This window comes from Pseudoalteromonas luteoviolacea NCIMB 1942 (genome assembly GCF_001625595.1).
Taxonomy (GTDB): domain Bacteria; phylum Pseudomonadota; class Gammaproteobacteria; order Enterobacterales; family Alteromonadaceae; genus Pseudoalteromonas; species Pseudoalteromonas luteoviolacea_A.
In genome coordinates this window covers 1-15,556 of sequence record NZ_AUXT01000014.1, presented here as the reverse complement: position 1 = coordinate 15,556, position 15,556 = coordinate 1, and the positions used below count along the sequence as shown (strand labels likewise).

The following is a 15,556-nucleotide window of genomic DNA, read 5'->3' as shown; positions in this document are numbered from 1 at the left end:
CTCTAAATGGATGTAAAACTGTTGCGAACTAACACACGGCAGCGTTGTTGCCATTGATGGCAAAAGGCTAAAAGGTTCATTTAAACAATCCGATAGACAAGATGCTATCCATATAGTTAGTGCCTTTGCCTGTGAAAATGGTGTGACTTTGGGGCATTGTAAGACAGATGCGAAATCCAATGAAATAACAGCCATCCCTGAATTACTACAACTGCTTGAGTTAAAAGGCTGTTTGGTCATCATAGATGCGATGGGATGCCAAAAAGAGATTGCACAGAAAACTCTGGAAAAAGAAGCAGACTATTTACTGGCATTAAAAGCTAATCAGGGCGGTTTATTTGAGCAAGTTAAGCAACTTCTATTACCTGAAGTGACACGGAGAATACAGTCAGGTACCTTGTTGAGCGAAGTTGATTATCAACGAGGGCGTGAAGAATTTAGAGCTGCCGTGGTGTCTCATGATATGGCTCAACTTCCAGAAACCCACAGTTGACCCAACCTCCAGACTGCTGGAGTTATTGTATCCTATCGAAAACCAGATAATCGAGCGAGGTGAGTTAACCTACCGCTACTACATTAGTTCAATGAAGATAAGTGCCGAAAGGTTAGCGCAAGCCACACGGGCTCACTGGCGTATCGACAATAGCCTTCATTGGTGTTTAGATGTCGCGATGAATGAGGATGGTCGTCGTATACGCCGAGACGGTGCGCCAGAAGTATTAGCTGATGTAAGACATATAGCTCTGAATTTATTGAGAAAAGAAACAGCTTTTAAGAAAGGTGGACGCGCTAAGCACTTAAAGGCCGCTAGTAATGAGAGCTATCTAGAAAAGGTACTAAATAGCAAGTGATTTTTCATGCTCTTACCCTGGGTAACCGCCTAAAGAACCCCCAGAATTAGCCTATATATCAAAGAATTAGAAACATTAAAAATTTGGAGAGTGAGGGAACATTCATGGTGTTTTGTGATCTTATGGATCGCCAAAAACAACCGAACTAAACACCATGAATGTCTTTACAATTTTGCACAATACGCTCCGCGTTGCCAGCAATGCACAAAGCCAGATTTAATACTTTATTCGCTTCTGTGAAGTCTCTTTTGCGTTGTCAGCAATGCACATTGACTTCTATCGGTCGCAATCTAGATTCAAAAAAAACTGAAAAACATGATATTAAACGCATCGACCGTTTATTCAGCAACCATGAGCGGTTGCGTAGATCAACATCTGTTTATGTCAGCTTGAGCCGCTTTGTTGTCACTGAAAAGCATTCCGTCATTCTGGTTGACTGGAGCCATGCGGATACACAGACCAAGCGCTGTATTCTGCGAGTCAACATTGTCAGTGAGGCCGCGCTCTGACCCTTTATCAGAAAAGCACGTTCAGTTTTCAGTATCCTTGCTCAAAAGTACAAAAACACTGCTTAAAAATGCTCAAGCTGCTCTTACCGAGTTATTGTCGGCCCGTGATTGTGATGGACACTGGTTTTAAAGTCCCTTGGCTCAAAGCCGTAAAAAGCAATAGCTGGTATTATATCAGCCGAGTTCGTGGTACTACGCATCTGAAAAGGGAACATAGCGACGGCTTTATCTCATGCCAGTCACGATTCAAAAATAATCGACGTAATAGCCATTACCTTGGCGCGTCCGAACTGGCCAAGCGATATCAATACCACGATATCATCCAACTTTTGCAAAATAAGTCATCTCTGTAACGCCTGTAAAGGCAAAGAATACAGCCCGATAGAAATCGGGCTTTGCTATTAGTTAACCATAAGCCCGCGCTTTTTGGTATGCGCTACGCGCTTGCATAGCTTCTAAATAACGTGAAATATGTGGTCTATTTTCAAAAAGGTTGGCATTTAGCGCGATTTCCAATGAAATAGTCATCATGATGTCAGCAGCACTGAACTGCTCGCCAGCAAAGTATCGTTGTTTTGACAACGTTGCCTCGATAAATGATAAGTCTAAATTAAGCTCTTTTGCGATATAACCATCCATAGCTTGCGAGCCATCCCGCGGTTCCATTTGCATCAATAAGCTGGCAATCACAGGCAGCGCCAATGACCCTTCTGCAAAATGTAACCATTCAATATATTGGTAGTATGCTTGAGTTCCTTTTTCAGGGCGCAGATGGCTTTGTTTGGCTTGATCTAGGATGTACTCCACAATAGCACCTGACTCGCAAATTTTAAGGCCATTATGTTCAATAATGGGAGCCTTATTCAATGGGTGTGTCTGACCTAGACTAGCTGGTGCAAGACGGGTATGTTCATCACGCTGATAATGCTCAACTTCATATTCCATTTGTAGCTCTTCGAGCAGCCAGATTATCCGGGTGGAGCGAGATTGGTTTAAATGGTGTACTTTGATCATGACTTTGCCCCAAAATCTAATTGCTCAGGGCCAACTCGCACGATTAACTTTCCAAAGTTCTTACCTTGTAACAATCCTATAAACGCAGTTATCGCCTGCTCAAGCCCAGTGACCTTGTCTTCTTTGTATTTGATTTGACCGGATATTAGCCAAGGTACCATAGCATCTTGAAACTCTTTATAACGGTGGCCGTAATCATCAAACACGATAAAACCCTGCATTTTAATTCTTTTGACTAACATATTACCCATTAATAAACCAATTCGATCAGGACCCACTGGTAGCTCTGTCGCATTATACTGGGATATAAGGCCGCACAGGGGAACTCGTGCCTTGGTATTCAATAACGGTAATACCGCGTCAAAGACTTTACCACCGACATTTTCATAGTAAATATCAATGCCATCGGGGCAAGCTTGTGCGAGCTGTTCATCTAAATTTGCAGAGCGATGATCAATACAAGCATCAAAGCCAAGCTCATTAACTGCGTAATCGCACTTTTCTTGACCACCTGCGATACCCACTACCCTACATCCTTTAAGCTTAGCTATCTGACCAACTAAACTGCCTACAGCGCCAGTCGCAGCCGCCACGACTAATGTCTCACCAACCTGAGGTTCACCAATATCAAGCAAGCCCATGTAAGCCGTCAGACCTGGCATACCCAACACACCTAAACCATACGATGGATTTTGCATCGTTTTATCAAGCTTTATAACACCAACGCCATCGGACACGCTGTAATCTTGCCAGCCACCAAATGCGACAACCAAATCGCCTTGTTCAAAGTCACCATGGTTTGAAACTTCAACTCGGCAGATACTGCCTCCTACCATCACCTCCCCAATTCCAACTGGTTCGGCATATGACTTGGCATCACTCATACGGCCACGCATATACGGGTCTAACGATAGGTAGAGTGTTCTTAGCAACATTTCGCCGTTAGCAGGGGTTGGTACGGGCGACTCCAACAGCTTAAAATCATTTGGCATTGGTGCACCATTTGGACGTGCAGCCAGAGTAATCTGACGATTAACATGGGTACTTTGATTCATTATTAAACCTTTATTCCTTTTCGCTCTAAAGTCTTTATTACTTAGCTAGTTGCTTTACTAACGCCTCACCTACTGCGTGCGCACTCGCAGGGTTTTGACCTGTAATAACTCGTTCATCCACAATCACCAGCTCATTCCATGGCTGTACCTTGCTGTATTTGGCCGCTTTTCTTGCCAAGGCCTCTTCTAATAAGAATGGAATGTCGTTGATGGTGCCAAAGTCAACTTCTTCTTCTCGCGTGAATGCTGTCACTGATTTACTCGCAAGCAAAGGTTCGCCTGAACTTAGCGTAATTGATAGCAATGCTGCTGGGCCATGACATACCGCAGAGATAATACCGCCTGATTCATAGTGCTGCGCTGCCAGTGTGCCAACCTCTTCATTGCTTGCCAAATCTGACAGCAAGCCAAAACCGCCAGGATAAAAAATAGCGTCATACTCTTCCATATTTACTTGCGAAAGCGGTACTGTGTTGTTGACCTGTGTTTGGAAAGATTCATCGCCCAATATCTGATTGTTTACTGCATCTTCGGCGATATCGGTCCCGTACAGTGGCGCTTTTCCTCCATTAATAGAGGCAATATCAAACGCGATATTATGTTCATTTAACACCTGTACTACGTGTGTCAGCTCAGGCGCATAGGTACCATTTGCTTGATCTATGTCACCTAACGTTGCGTGATTTGTAACGGGGATAAGTACTTTTTTCATGATCAATACCTTAAGTAAATGTTGTCTTTTCGGTTGTATTATTCAACTCTATATTGTTACCGTATGAATTATAATTATCTAAATCTGTGAATCTCTTTTGCTATTTGGCAATAATAGGCGTTAAATGTTGGCACGCACGATGTCGCCTTTAGATAGATTGTAGAGGAACTATATGGATAGCTTTGATGGTATTTTTGAATTTGTTGCAGTTGCAGAGAGCGGCGGGTTTTCGGCTGCAGCTAAAAAGCTTGGCTGCTCTACTAGCCATATTAGTCGACAAGTCGCACGCTTGGAAAATCGCACTGGCAGTATTTTGCTTGCTCGAACCACACGGCAAATTAACCTCACTGAAAATGGCGCTTTTTACTATCAGCAATGCAAACAACTCGTTGCTGGGTTACAACAGGCCAACGAACAGTTAAACCAGCAACAGTTTAATCTAAGTGGCACGCTCAGAGTCAGTGCTGCTGGCGCATTTGCTGAACGTTATGTCGCGCCAGCATTGATGGCTTTTGCCAAACAACATCCAGAATTAAATATTGAAATAGACTTCAATAGTCGCATGGTTAACTTTGTTGAAGATGGTATCGATTTCGCGATTCGTTATGGTGAGCTCAACGACTCTAATTTAATCGCTCGCAGACTAATTAGCCGCTCAATGATGGTGGTTGCCGCCCCAAGTTACCTCGCTGCACATGGCATGCCCAACCACCCAAATCAACTTAAAAGTCATCGCTGTATTGTTGCAAATAATGATCACTGGACATTTAATATTGACGGCACTAAGCAAAGTATTAAAGTAACCAGTCATTGGCGCAGCAACAACGCCAATGTCGTACTAGAAGCTTGCGAGCAAGGCCTCGGCATTGCTTACATGCCGCAAAGTACTTTTACTGACTCACTCGAACAAAAAACCTTAGTGCCAATTTTAGAACCCTATTGCATAAGTGGTGCAACTAGCTGGATTGTTTATCAAAATAAACAATTTATGCCTTTGCGTGCTAGGCTTGCTATTGATTTTTTACTGGCTCAATTTGCTGATTGGAAATAACGTCTCTGCAAAGTAAGTCTTTTCAAGTGGGTTCAATTCAATGAACCCATTACTACGGCTTAACTTGAGCACTCATCTGAACGACTATCCAGCCACTGCAAAGGAATGTGCCATAGTTTTTGAGATTTTCGGCTAAAAAATTTCATATGACCAATTTCTTTTAGACCATGCTCTTTCGGGTCTAGAGTCAATGTCTGCACTTTTATATTGGGACTGACCGACATCATGTCTCTGACATTTTTGTCATTTGCAATAAAATCATCCACCGCATTCACCCACATAGCGGGTAAAGTCAGCTCTTCAAAATAGTGCTTATCAATGGTCTTGCCAAATGCGGTTTTAACATAGCCACCACCATTGCACCATGTTCGCCATTGGTGACCTACAGCTGCGGGTAGTGGCTCACCCATACCAAACCACTGTGACTTGGTATGACCAAACAATAAATTGGAAAATGGAATAAACATGTTCATAAAAAAGTGAGACTTAAATTGATCCCGTACTTTCATATTCAACAACCGACCAGAGGAACTGGCAAAATTAAACATGGATGTCAGTTTTTTAGCATTGGAGGCAAGGCCGATTAACTGACCACCAGCACTGTGACCTATTAAATGATAGTTTGAATCTGGAAACTCGTTAATTAACGCCGCAATGGCAGCTGGCTGATCAAGTTGCCCCCAGCTCCGTTAAATCCGAGAAAATAAATACTTACACAGCAATTGGGTTTGCTGCACTTGGATTTTGTAGTCATTTTTTACGCACCGAAATGAGCATCGATTGGGCGCCACATCCCTGCGCTGCAACCGCTTCGATAGCTATGTTCTGGTTGCTTATCAAGCTCCCCTCAGCAGAAACTGTGGTAGAGGAAAACTAGAAATGCCTGAGCTAGAACCCATTATTCATGCACCCAACAGGTTGCGAATTTACGCAATGTTGACAACCAATGCCGAGCTAGATTTTAGGCTCCTTAGAGAGCAGCTTGATGTAAGCGACTCTGTACTTTCTAAACAACTCAAAGCTTTGGAAGACGCCAATTACATTGAAGCGAAAAAGCGCAGTTACAACGCTCGCCCACGTACTTGGGTGTCATTGACAGACCTATCTTGACAGACCTAGGTCAATTAGCATTTAACAATCATGTTGCGGCGCTAAAAAGTATTATCAATAGTGATTAGATCAAGGTGAAAATGCGCCACACCTTTTTTACATTCAGTGGCGCATAGCTTTACTAATTATTAAAAGCTCATATTTACCGGTGTAGTTGGCATTGAACCTGCCGCATCATCCCAACACTTTACTTCACCATTGGCAATCAACGCGCATGATTTTCCATCGGCATTCGAGATTTGTATCGCATCTGCGATCCCGCTCACTGTGTAGTCACCGTCACCATACGCTGAACACTTTATAGTGCCATCGTACATCACCGCACATACTCTCGACGTCGGTTCATTTCCACCGATTATGGCTACGCGCTGCGCACCTTTTAGATAAGCAAACTCAATGGGCGCTAGGTGCTGTGCACCATTAATGAACCCCCAACACATTAGCTTATTTTCGCTTGGCTCTGAACCTGCGTCAATGGCACACGCAACAACATCACTGCTGACCAAGTCTACGACATTGCTAATTCCTGAAATCGTAGAAATTTCATTTTTCATGCTACGAGATCCACTTAAGATGGTTTTACCTAAGCACTTTACCTCACCTGTATTCATGGCAGCACAGATATGCCCGAAACCTAACGGATTACCAACCGCAATTTGTTTCACGTTCTCAAGTTTAGAACTGACAATATTTTGAGGATCACTGCCAATCCAGCTATTTCTGTTGTTTAGAATCGGAAATGAACCCCAACATTTAATAACACCTCGCTCGGTACTTTCTACATTGTTAAGCGTAATTTCAGCGCTGTCTTGTACTGCACACGTGAAATTATCGGTTGCTGCTAGTTGAATCGCATTCGTAACCGAGTTAGTTAGTACCGGTGTCGAAGAATCTGTTGAGCTACCATTACCCAGCTGTTTGTGATCATTTCGACCCCAACATTGCACTGAGCGATCCGCCAAAATGGCGCAACTATGGTAATTGCCTGCTGCAATTTGCGAAGCATTACTCAGCGAACCTGCTGACACTGGCGTACTTGAGTCATTCCCTGTACCATCACCAAGTTGCCCGTAGGTGTTGGTACCCCAACATTTTACTGACCCATTTGCTTGTACAAAACACGTATGCTCTTGACCCGCAGCTAAAGTGGTATCTCTTTTAACCTTAAAACCCGATGTGCCCGTACCTGCTGTTGCATCATTGGTCGTCACATTCAACTCACACGAGTTTGAAGTCAGGGCAGAATCATAATTCCAAGACATGCACTTATTATCATCTTCACATTGCTGCATACATGCTAATTCAGAGGTCACAGAAAGTGTCTTATATGAATTACCAACACGTTGTTGATTGCTAGCTACTGGGCTTAAAGTCAAAGTCTTTTCTTTAACACCTGAGGTACAAACGTTGCAGGTTGTTGGCGCGTTACCTGAGCTCTTCAGCCAGCACCGTGGGGTTGGGCCCTGAATACCTGCATCAACATAAGTCCAAGCACCGCATAAGCCATCTTCTTGACACATTGCTTTGCACACTGATGCCTGATCGCCCGCATTCAATGCCACATTGTGATACTCATTCCCAAGCCTATCAGTTTCAGACTCTTCAGAACCCATATGCTCATTAGTCGGGGCTAATTTATACCCCGATGTGCAACTTGAACAAGGTTGATTGATATTGGTCGCACTTTTTAGCCAGCACATGCCGTTAGTATGTTGAACACCAGGGTCAACATAAGTCCATGAGCGACAACGGTTATCATTTTTACAAGCAGCCGAACAAACACTTTGATCGTTTTGTTCTACCGCAAAGTTCAGATACTCTCGACCATATCTGTCCATATCAACTTCTGTATCACTCATGCTATTAGAAGCTACATTTACATTTGTGACCACCTTATAACCTGAGGAACAATGGGCACAAGGAGCAGGTGTATTTTCAGATTTTTTTAACCAGCACATCCCATTGGTGTGTTGCACGCCTGGGTCAACATAGGTCCATGAACGACAAATGCCATCATTTTCACATGCTGCTTTACAAACATTTAGATCATTCAGTTCCACAACGAAGCTTCGATATTCTCCACCAAACCTATCTTTACCCTCTTCCTCCGCACTCATTGAGCTTGCTATTGTATAGCAAGGCAATATCACGCTTATCAGTAGAAGCAAAAACCTCAATTGACTATTCATACTTTATCCTTCCGAATGATTACATTTATTGCGTTTTTCAAACCTAACTCTCGAAACCAAGCTTGAATAGTGTGTTTTTATCAATATAAAAGCATCAAGTAAATTACAATTAATTACACTTAAAATGTTAAAAGCGTAAATAACAAGATAAGACAGCCTTAAATCAGAAAAAATGTGAATACAATTAATTAAGAGAGAAAAGTTCATTACAATAAACACAACAGATAAGCCTTTACACGTAACAACTCACGCTCCGTACTTGTCTGATTAAGTTTTATTTAAAACTGGCAGAGGAAGTAGCCAATTACATTGGCTACTTAGGGCTGATTAAATATCTAAAATAACCGCCAAACGCTTTTTAATAAGCGGATTATTTTGTTCATGGTAAAGCGCTTGCAACCTATCAAGATTGCTATCAGACAGCTTATAATTCGCTTGTTGATATACCCGAGTAAAAGTGTCTATTGTGGTGATATGTGGCGCTTGTACTAAGCTGAAAATCACTTGATCTTGATACTCAGCTTTATGCGACAAGAACTTAATCGTGTTATTGCGTACCTGAGTGTCACTATGATGTAAGTATTTGGGCAGCTTTTCGACCAGTTCAGGGTTTTTGCTATTAGTAATTGCCAGAATCGCAGTGGGTAATTGAGCTGGATCAGAGAGCTTTGTATTTAAAAAGCCCGCAACCTGTTGAGACTGCATTGGTGAAAACCGATTCATGGTGCCGATGCTAAGCAGGGCCATATTCGACAGTGGTGTGTTTTCTCCGTTATCTGCCACAGTTTGTAAGCTCGAAAACGCAATATTTGTGGCATTTTCAAATCGCCCGAAGGCCATAACTATTTTTTGTAGCACTTGCTGACCAAGTTCTTCATCACTCATCAGGTCAGACAGCATTTGTTCTGCTTGCGGGGTTTGAGCTTTTTGTAACGCGTAAATCAATGCCGAGTTTAGTCTTACATGATTCATCAATAACGACTTAATATCACTTTGGTCTTGATTGGCCAGCAAGTATTTACCCAACTGCGCGGCAAGGTCCGCATCCAAAGACGATTTGAGCTCAGTTAAATGAGAAAGCAAATTTTCGTCTGTGATGTCATAGACTTGTTCGGCCTTTGATTTAATTGTGGAAACTTTCGCATTTTGGTTACTGTTCCAGCCAACATAATCAAATTTTGAAAAGTCGATAGGCCTTACAAAAACCGATTGTACGACATCATAATGTTGCTCATCTTGCTGCCAAACCTGTTGATTATGATAGTTAAGCTCGCGAATACCGACCAAAATAGAACCGTTGTCACTGAGCGTTAGCTGCCACTGCTCTTCTTCTTCTCGCTCTGGGTTGGATGCTGTGTTTATTCTCGAGCGACTTACCGCGTTATCTTTCTGGGTATATCGATAAGTTTTCACCCCTTGCGCATCTTCAAATGTCAAAGAAGCGCTAAGCGAATAGCTCATCAAGTCCAGCACCTTAGGTAATACAGATAACGTGTGTTGCGCATTTAACCCGAGTAAATTTAACTTGGTAAACCGACCATCATCGTAGGTCATGTAAAATGGCAACTGAGAAGGCATTTTTTGTGCTTTGTTGTCTGACGTGAACTGTATATTCGTGAGCACCGCCACCAAATCTGATGCACCCTCATGCTTTGGCTTAAAATACATCTGCCAGCTGAGGTCTGAAAATGTAATTGCGGTGCCTTTCTCACTTAAAACCGCTGAATGAATCTCAACCTGATAACCATATTCTTGGTTATCTTTATGTATTCGTTGTAATGTTTTAGGGGCTGTGTATGTCACTTGCACCTTGGGCTTACTATCTGAATTCTTTAATACCAAAACTGCGCTAACAGCAATTACAAATATCGCAATAATCGTTATCTTTTTCATGTTCTTATCTCAAAGTGGTGGCTTAGCCCACCACAGTCAAATATTAAAGCGCTTCCCAAACAGGGCTTGCGTATTCGTATAGCACAGTTTCACGCGTGTAAAGTGGATCCCACTTCATTACATCAACATTAAACTGCAACAAGCCCCAAAGCTTTTTGCAATAGGCTTGGATTTTTCCATCTCCACCAGTTAGCTTTGTGCTCACTTTAAGCTCTAAGAAGCCTTATTCTATAACCTGCTCATCTTGAACTACACGACGAATACCGGCTTCAACATACCCTTTGCCTTTTACTTTCAATAGGTTCAGCTTGCCTTTCACGCCGGCTTCAGAAATACCATGACCAAAATTGCCATAGGCTGAGCTTGATACTAAGCCACTCACATACGGCTCAACAGCTGCGTATAAATAGTCTGGGCGTCTTACACCATCTACTTCAAATGGCTCTTCATTACCATGTCCACCAACAACACCACCTACCGTAAACTCAGCACCTGCTTCAATTCCCGCACCAAACTTAACGCCTACTTTCAGTAAACCAAGTGGGTCAAGTGGCAACTCAACTTTTGGCTTAATTACTTCAGGGATTAAATCAAAGTAATACTCAACAGGGTAAGTAATTGACGCATTCAAAAGATCGTCACAATTAGGCTTAAAGCTCGCTACCGTGTCATCACCAACTGTAAAGTTAAAGCTCATGCCCTGCGTCCAATCTAGTTTGCTTGGGTTAAACGCAAATTCCCATTCACCAATCGACATTTTTGAAATTACGATTGTGTAATTTCAGCCAATTCTCAGCTTGATAAAAGCCCTGAGTTGCACCGTTTTCAACTTGATCAACATACATCCACCCCTGTTGATCGCGATACTGATGAGACTGCCCAATAACGTCATTTTTTTGAATTGAACGCACATTGCGCTCAACATAACCTGGATCTTTATATAGATATGCATCAGCGGCTGGTGACAATGTGATAGCAGAGATGACGCCAAGTATTGCAGCGTAATTTAATTTCATGGTTTTCCTCATGTTTTTGAGTTATTAAATTTATAAATGTTGCGCAACACTTATAAATTAACCCTAAAATTTTACATAACGCTTTCATTTTTACCTTTATTGGTTAATTAAATAACGTTCCTCTAATACACATCTCAGATTTTAAGATTAAAAACAACCATTAAAAACTCATTGATTTAATTAAAATATCAATTAGAGCATAGAGTTATGATGAAATATTTCGGCGATTTTGAGATACCAAAGCCTGAAACTATATAATTGTGAAATTTTTAATTAATTTTGATGTAAAGCTGGTATTTGAGCTCAACAACAGACGATGGCTAAATAATGAGCATGAGTAAGGTCGTGAGATGGACTGCAGCAATTGACTCGATGGAGATAGCCGTCTATCAAGACGCACTATACAAACACGCTACAAGTCATTACTTTATAAAATAAATTATTAATTCGTCGGCGCCACCTGTTACTTAACTTAAATGATTGCGCTGTACCTGCTTTACCAATACTATATTGATACTTTATAACATAACAAACGGTATTCTAGTGTCTAAGCAGTATCTAGCTCTTATTATCTCTTCTCTCCTTGTCCCTAATTTTGTTTTTGCCAACGAGCAAAATAAAGAAATTGAAACCATTCAGGTGATTGAAAAACGTCTTCCTTATCGCGGAAATGTCTCTATAAATGATTTACCGCAATCAGTCTCAGTCGTTTCTAGCGATTTACTCAACGATATTGGTGTGAAAGACTTTCAAAACGCGGTGAGCTTGGTTAGCTCTATTTCACGACAAAATAACTTTGGCGGCCTTTGGGAAAGCTTTGCAATTCGAGGCTTCGCTGGTGATGAAAACCTACCATCTGCCTATTTAATTAACGGGTTCAGCGCTGGTAGAGGCTATAGCGGCTTGCGCGATACTTCTAACATTCAGTCTATTGAAGTTTTGAAAGGCCCGGGGTCTGCACTTTATGGTCGCAGTGAACCCGGAGGCACAGTCAATATCATCACTAAAAAACCTCAGTTTGAACAAAGCGGTTATATCGCCCTAACTGCGGGTGAATTTGCCCAGCGTCGAGTCGAAGCAGATTACACTAATGGCCTCACTAACTCTGTGGCATTTCGCATTAATGGCGCCTATGAAAAAGCCAATAGTTACAGAGATACCATCAACTCTGAAAAGCTCGCATTAACTCCGTCCTTTACTTTTAATGTCTCTGACTCGACACAGATTAACTATGAGCTTGAATATGTCGAACAAGAGATCCCGTTTGATCGCGGCATCCCCGTCATTCCGGGACTTGAATTGCCTCTCGAGCGTTTTTTAGGCGAGCCAAGTGATGGCCCAATTAAAGTAGAAGCGACAGGTCACCAGTTTGAAGTATCACACCAATTGAATAGCACTTGGATGTTCAATGCAGGTATGGGCTACCGTACCTCTTCACTAACCGGACTCTCATCAGATACCGAGCTTTCACCTGGACGCCAGCTATTGTACATAGATGGAAAAACACTGAATCGACAACGTCGTTACCGTGATTATGATGCGACAGATTTATCGGCACGACTTGAACTCAGTGGCGATGTACAGCTGTTTGACCTCACCCACAACCTGCTCATTGGTGCCGATATTTATGACTATGAGTTGGACTTTGAACAACAACGTTACCGCGTAGCTTGGGGTAAGGGTGATACAACCTACAGTGTTAATGTTTTCAACCCTGTATATGGGCAAGCAAAACCAGCAGTGAGCCCTACTATTCACAACCTCGAAGAGCAACAAGCTTGGGGCGTATACCTGCAAGATCAAATTGATGTCACTGATGCGTTACAACTACTTATTGGCGCGCGCATTGATAAGTTTGAACAAACGGTAACCAATCAACTTAAACAAACGGCCAGTGAACAATCACAAACGGAGTTTAATCCTCGTGCTGGCGTTGTGTATCGCATCAATAAGCAGCTGAATTGGTATTCAAGCTATTCAGAAGGGTTTAGACCTAACGCGGGAGCTGATTTCCAAGGTAACACTTTCGAGCCGGAAAAGAGTAAATCGCTAGAAACGGGTATAAAGCTCACAACAGCAAACGATACCGTGCGTATAAATGCCGCACTTTTCAAAGCTGAAAAGTCTAACATTCTGACGGTAGACCCCGTCAACGAAGGTTTCTCAGCGGCGCTTGGTAAAGCACAAAGTAAGGGTGTCGAGCTCGACTTAGCTTGGGATATAAGTAATCAAACCGAACTTTCTGTCAGCTATGCGTATACCAAAGCCGAAACAGCCAACGATATGGTAAACCTCGATTGGGGTGTGCAATTACCCGCAGGCAGTCAGTTGATTAATATTCCTGAGCACAGTGCCAATGTCATCTTGCGCCACAACCGTGAGCTAGTCGGTTACCCTGTCGACTTTGGTGCTCACGTTCAATATGTCGGCACGCGTTTAGGTGAAACCATCAACCCAGACTATACCCTGCCAGCATACACACTGGTAAATCTGTTTTTCAATGTTGAACTGACACAAGATCTTGGTCTGCAATTGAAGTTAGATAACGCATTTGACGAGCGCTACTACGCAAACTCCTATTCTCATATGTGGACGATGCCGGGTCAGCCATCAAAGTATAGCGCAACGCTTAAATATCAATTCTAATCACTAGGAATGGCCTGCTTGCAGGCCTTTTAAACTATGAATGAGACAACTATAAAAAAACGCATCGACTCCATCGATATGCTTCGGGGGTTGGTCATTTTAATCATGCTCGTCGACCATGCGCGTGAAAAGTTCTATTTGCACAAAAACGTCGCTGATCCGATGAATATTGATAGTACCGATCCCGACCTATTTTTCACACGGTTACTCGCTCATTTTTGTGCACCAATTTTTGTCTTTTTAACTGGCTTATCTGCGTGGTTGTACGCCCATCCAGCCAATAAAGCACCGCGCAGTGCACAGAGCTTTTTACTTAAACGCGGCTTATTTTTGATTTTAATTGAGGTCACACTCGTTAATTTTTCGTGGTTTGCAGCATATACCACCCTCTACTTACAGGTAATTTGGGCCATTGGCGTGAGCATGATTGCATTAGCCGCGCTCCTTTACTTACCCCGCTTATGGATAGCAGCCATCGGATTAACCATTGTATTTGGCCACAACGCGCTTGGTTTTATTGAGTTTGCGCCTCATGAAACGGGTTACACATTGTGGACTATCCTACATGACAGAGCATTTTTAGTCAGCGAAGGCGCATTAAAGATAAGAGCATCATATCCTGTGTTGCCTTGGATAGGCGTGATTGCCGTAGGCTATGCAGCAGGACCGCTATTCAGCCAAAAAGTAGACGAAGTAACACGACGTAAAACCTTAGTAATGGGTGGCACGGCGTGCCTTGTTGTACTGGTACTACTCAGAGCCTTTAACATTTATGGCGAGTCACAGCCTTGGCAAATGTATGATGAGTCTATTCGCAGTATGATGTCATTTTTGAACTTTACCAAATACCCGCCATCGCTGATGTTTTTGCTCTTTACACTTGGTATCGGTGCGTTTGTATTAGCTTATCTCGAGACCGCAAAGAATAAAATGTGTGACGTACTTAAAACCTTTGGTTCTGTGCCGATGTTTTTCTACATCTTGCATTTATACGTGCTGCTCATAACGTACTTTGTGCTGTCAAAAGTCATTGGTGCAACAACCGTAATTGGCCCTAACGACTACCCTTACTTGGGTTTTCCAAATGTCTGGTTAGTATGGCTAGCAGCAATTGTGCTTGCAACTCTACTCTATTGGCCATGTAAAAAGTTTTCTCAGTTTAAGCATTCAAGTCAGTCTGCTTGGGTGAAGTACTTTTAAGCATCACTATTTAGCCACCATCACTGAATGGTGGCATTTTCCGCTTAAATATGGGTATTAAACCACTTGCTCGCTTGCGCAATTGATTCATTGACCTGTGCATCTTGATCATAGAAATTAAATTGATGATAAGGCGACGCCAACTCAGTTTCCATCCAATGTAGTTTTTTATCTTCACTGGCAATATCAGCAACATAACGCTTTGTGGAAATTGCTTGCGTTGACACCCAACTTAATTATTAATTTACCACAGTACTAAACAAGTTTCTAAACAGGAACAAGCAACACTAAAAACAATATACGCTGCTTT

18 protein-coding genes are annotated in these 15,556 nt (G+C 42.3%); 8 read left to right on the top strand and 10 right to left on the bottom strand.

The window, feature by feature from the left end; genetic code table 11:
* Positions 1-52 precede the first annotated feature (52 nt).
* The 4 genes from N482_RS25850 (at position 53) to N482_RS24655 (ending at position 1,713) form a co-directional block, all read left to right on the top strand.
* Positions 53-493, top strand: a complete 441-nt coding sequence (locus N482_RS25850; RefSeq protein ID WP_269202096.1) for an ISAs1 family transposase — start codon at positions 53-55, stop codon at positions 491-493.
* Positions 459-851, top strand: coding sequence for an ISAs1 family transposase (locus tag N482_RS25845; protein WP_155730439.1), 393 nt, complete (start codon positions 459-461; stop codon positions 849-851). The genes N482_RS25850 and N482_RS25845 overlap by 35 nt, the downstream gene beginning before the upstream one ends.
* Before the next feature lie 158 nt (positions 852-1,009).
* Positions 1,010-1,360: a hypothetical protein gene (locus tag N482_RS01670; RefSeq protein ID WP_063375433.1), complete on the top strand. Its 351-nt coding sequence runs from the start codon at positions 1,010-1,012 to the stop codon at positions 1,358-1,360.
* Positions 1,361-1,428: 68 nt separating this feature from the next.
* Positions 1,429-1,713, top strand: a complete 285-nt coding sequence (locus N482_RS24655; protein WP_155730438.1) for a transposase — start codon at positions 1,429-1,431, stop codon at positions 1,711-1,713.
* A 52-nt stretch (positions 1,714-1,765) separates the two neighbouring features.
* Here the strand turns inward: N482_RS24655 and N482_RS01665 are convergent, their stop codons facing one another.
* Genes N482_RS01665 through N482_RS01655 form a run of 3 tightly spaced genes read right to left on the bottom strand, consistent with a single transcriptional unit; the run spans position 1,766 to position 4,141 of the window.
* Positions 1,766-2,374 carry a glutathione S-transferase family protein gene (locus tag N482_RS01665; RefSeq protein ID WP_063375432.1) on the bottom strand — a complete coding sequence of 203 codons (609 nt, stop codon included), beginning with the start codon at positions 2,372-2,374 and terminating at the stop codon, positions 1,766-1,768.
* A complete protein-coding gene (locus tag N482_RS01660; RefSeq protein ID WP_063375431.1) occupies positions 2,371-3,429 on the bottom strand; it encodes an NADP-dependent oxidoreductase in 1,059 nt (352 codons plus the stop codon). Before N482_RS01660 ends, N482_RS01665 begins: the two co-directional genes overlap by 4 nt.
* 37 nt (positions 3,430-3,466) lie before the next feature.
* Positions 3,467-4,141 (bottom strand): type 1 glutamine amidotransferase domain-containing protein, encoded by a 675-nt coding sequence (locus tag N482_RS01655; RefSeq protein WP_063375430.1) that lies wholly within the window; start codon positions 4,139-4,141, stop codon positions 3,467-3,469.
* A 172-nt stretch (positions 4,142-4,313) separates the two neighbouring features.
* Between N482_RS01655 and N482_RS01650 the strand changes: the two genes are divergently transcribed.
* Positions 4,314-5,192 (top strand): LysR family transcriptional regulator, encoded by an 879-nt coding sequence (locus N482_RS01650; protein ID WP_063375429.1) that lies wholly within the window; start codon positions 4,314-4,316, stop codon positions 5,190-5,192.
* Between the two features lie 59 nt (positions 5,193-5,251).
* On the opposite strand, the gene N482_RS01645 is transcribed toward N482_RS01650, so the two are convergent.
* Positions 5,252-5,701, bottom strand: a complete 450-nt coding sequence (locus N482_RS01645) for a hypothetical protein (RefSeq protein WP_196763516.1) — start codon at positions 5,699-5,701, stop codon at positions 5,252-5,254.
* Positions 5,702-6,071: 370 nt separating this feature from the next.
* Here N482_RS01645 and N482_RS01640 point away from each other — a divergent pair, with 370 nt between their 5' ends.
* Positions 6,072-6,302, top strand: a complete 231-nt coding sequence (locus tag N482_RS01640) for a transcriptional regulator (RefSeq protein ID WP_196765286.1) — start codon at positions 6,072-6,074, stop codon at positions 6,300-6,302.
* A 128-nt stretch (positions 6,303-6,430) separates the two neighbouring features.
* Here N482_RS01640 and N482_RS01635 read toward each other — a convergent pair whose 3' ends face one another.
* The 5 genes from N482_RS01635 to N482_RS25380 form a co-directional block, all read right to left on the bottom strand.
* Positions 6,431-8,491: a PAN domain-containing protein gene (locus N482_RS01635; RefSeq protein ID WP_063375428.1), complete on the bottom strand. Its 2,061-nt coding sequence runs from the start codon at positions 8,489-8,491 to the stop codon at positions 6,431-6,433.
* A gap of 327 nt (positions 8,492-8,818) precedes the next feature.
* A complete protein-coding gene (locus N482_RS01630; protein WP_063375427.1) occupies positions 8,819-10,384 on the bottom strand; it encodes a hypothetical protein in 1,566 nt (521 codons plus the stop codon).
* A gap of 43 nt (positions 10,385-10,427) precedes the next feature.
* Entirely contained in the window at positions 10,428-10,589 is a 162-nt protein-coding gene (locus N482_RS25390; RefSeq protein ID WP_231100765.1) for a hypothetical protein, read from the bottom strand.
* Between the two features lie 18 nt (positions 10,590-10,607).
* Entirely contained in the window at positions 10,608-11,141 is a 534-nt protein-coding gene (locus N482_RS25385; RefSeq protein ID WP_231100764.1) for a hypothetical protein, read from the bottom strand.
* Positions 11,128-11,400, bottom strand: coding sequence for a hypothetical protein (locus N482_RS25380; protein ID WP_231100763.1), 273 nt, complete (start codon positions 11,398-11,400; stop codon positions 11,128-11,130). The genes N482_RS25385 and N482_RS25380 overlap by 14 nt, the downstream gene beginning before the upstream one ends.
* A gap of 543 nt (positions 11,401-11,943) precedes the next feature.
* Here N482_RS25380 and N482_RS01620 point away from each other — a divergent pair.
* Complete coding sequence (locus N482_RS01620; RefSeq protein ID WP_063375426.1) at positions 11,944-14,046, top strand: TonB-dependent siderophore receptor; 2,103 nt, start codon at positions 11,944-11,946, stop codon at positions 14,044-14,046.
* A 36-nt stretch (positions 14,047-14,082) separates the two neighbouring features.
* Complete coding sequence (locus tag N482_RS01615) at positions 14,083-15,246, top strand: DUF1624 domain-containing protein (RefSeq protein ID WP_063375425.1); 1,164 nt, start codon at positions 14,083-14,085, stop codon at positions 15,244-15,246.
* A gap of 44 nt (positions 15,247-15,290) precedes the next feature.
* Here the strand turns inward: N482_RS01615 and N482_RS01610 are convergent, their stop codons facing one another.
* Positions 15,291-15,473 (bottom strand): hypothetical protein, encoded by a 183-nt coding sequence (locus N482_RS01610; protein ID WP_063375424.1) that lies wholly within the window; start codon positions 15,471-15,473, stop codon positions 15,291-15,293.
* Positions 15,474-15,556: the final 83 nt, after the last annotated feature.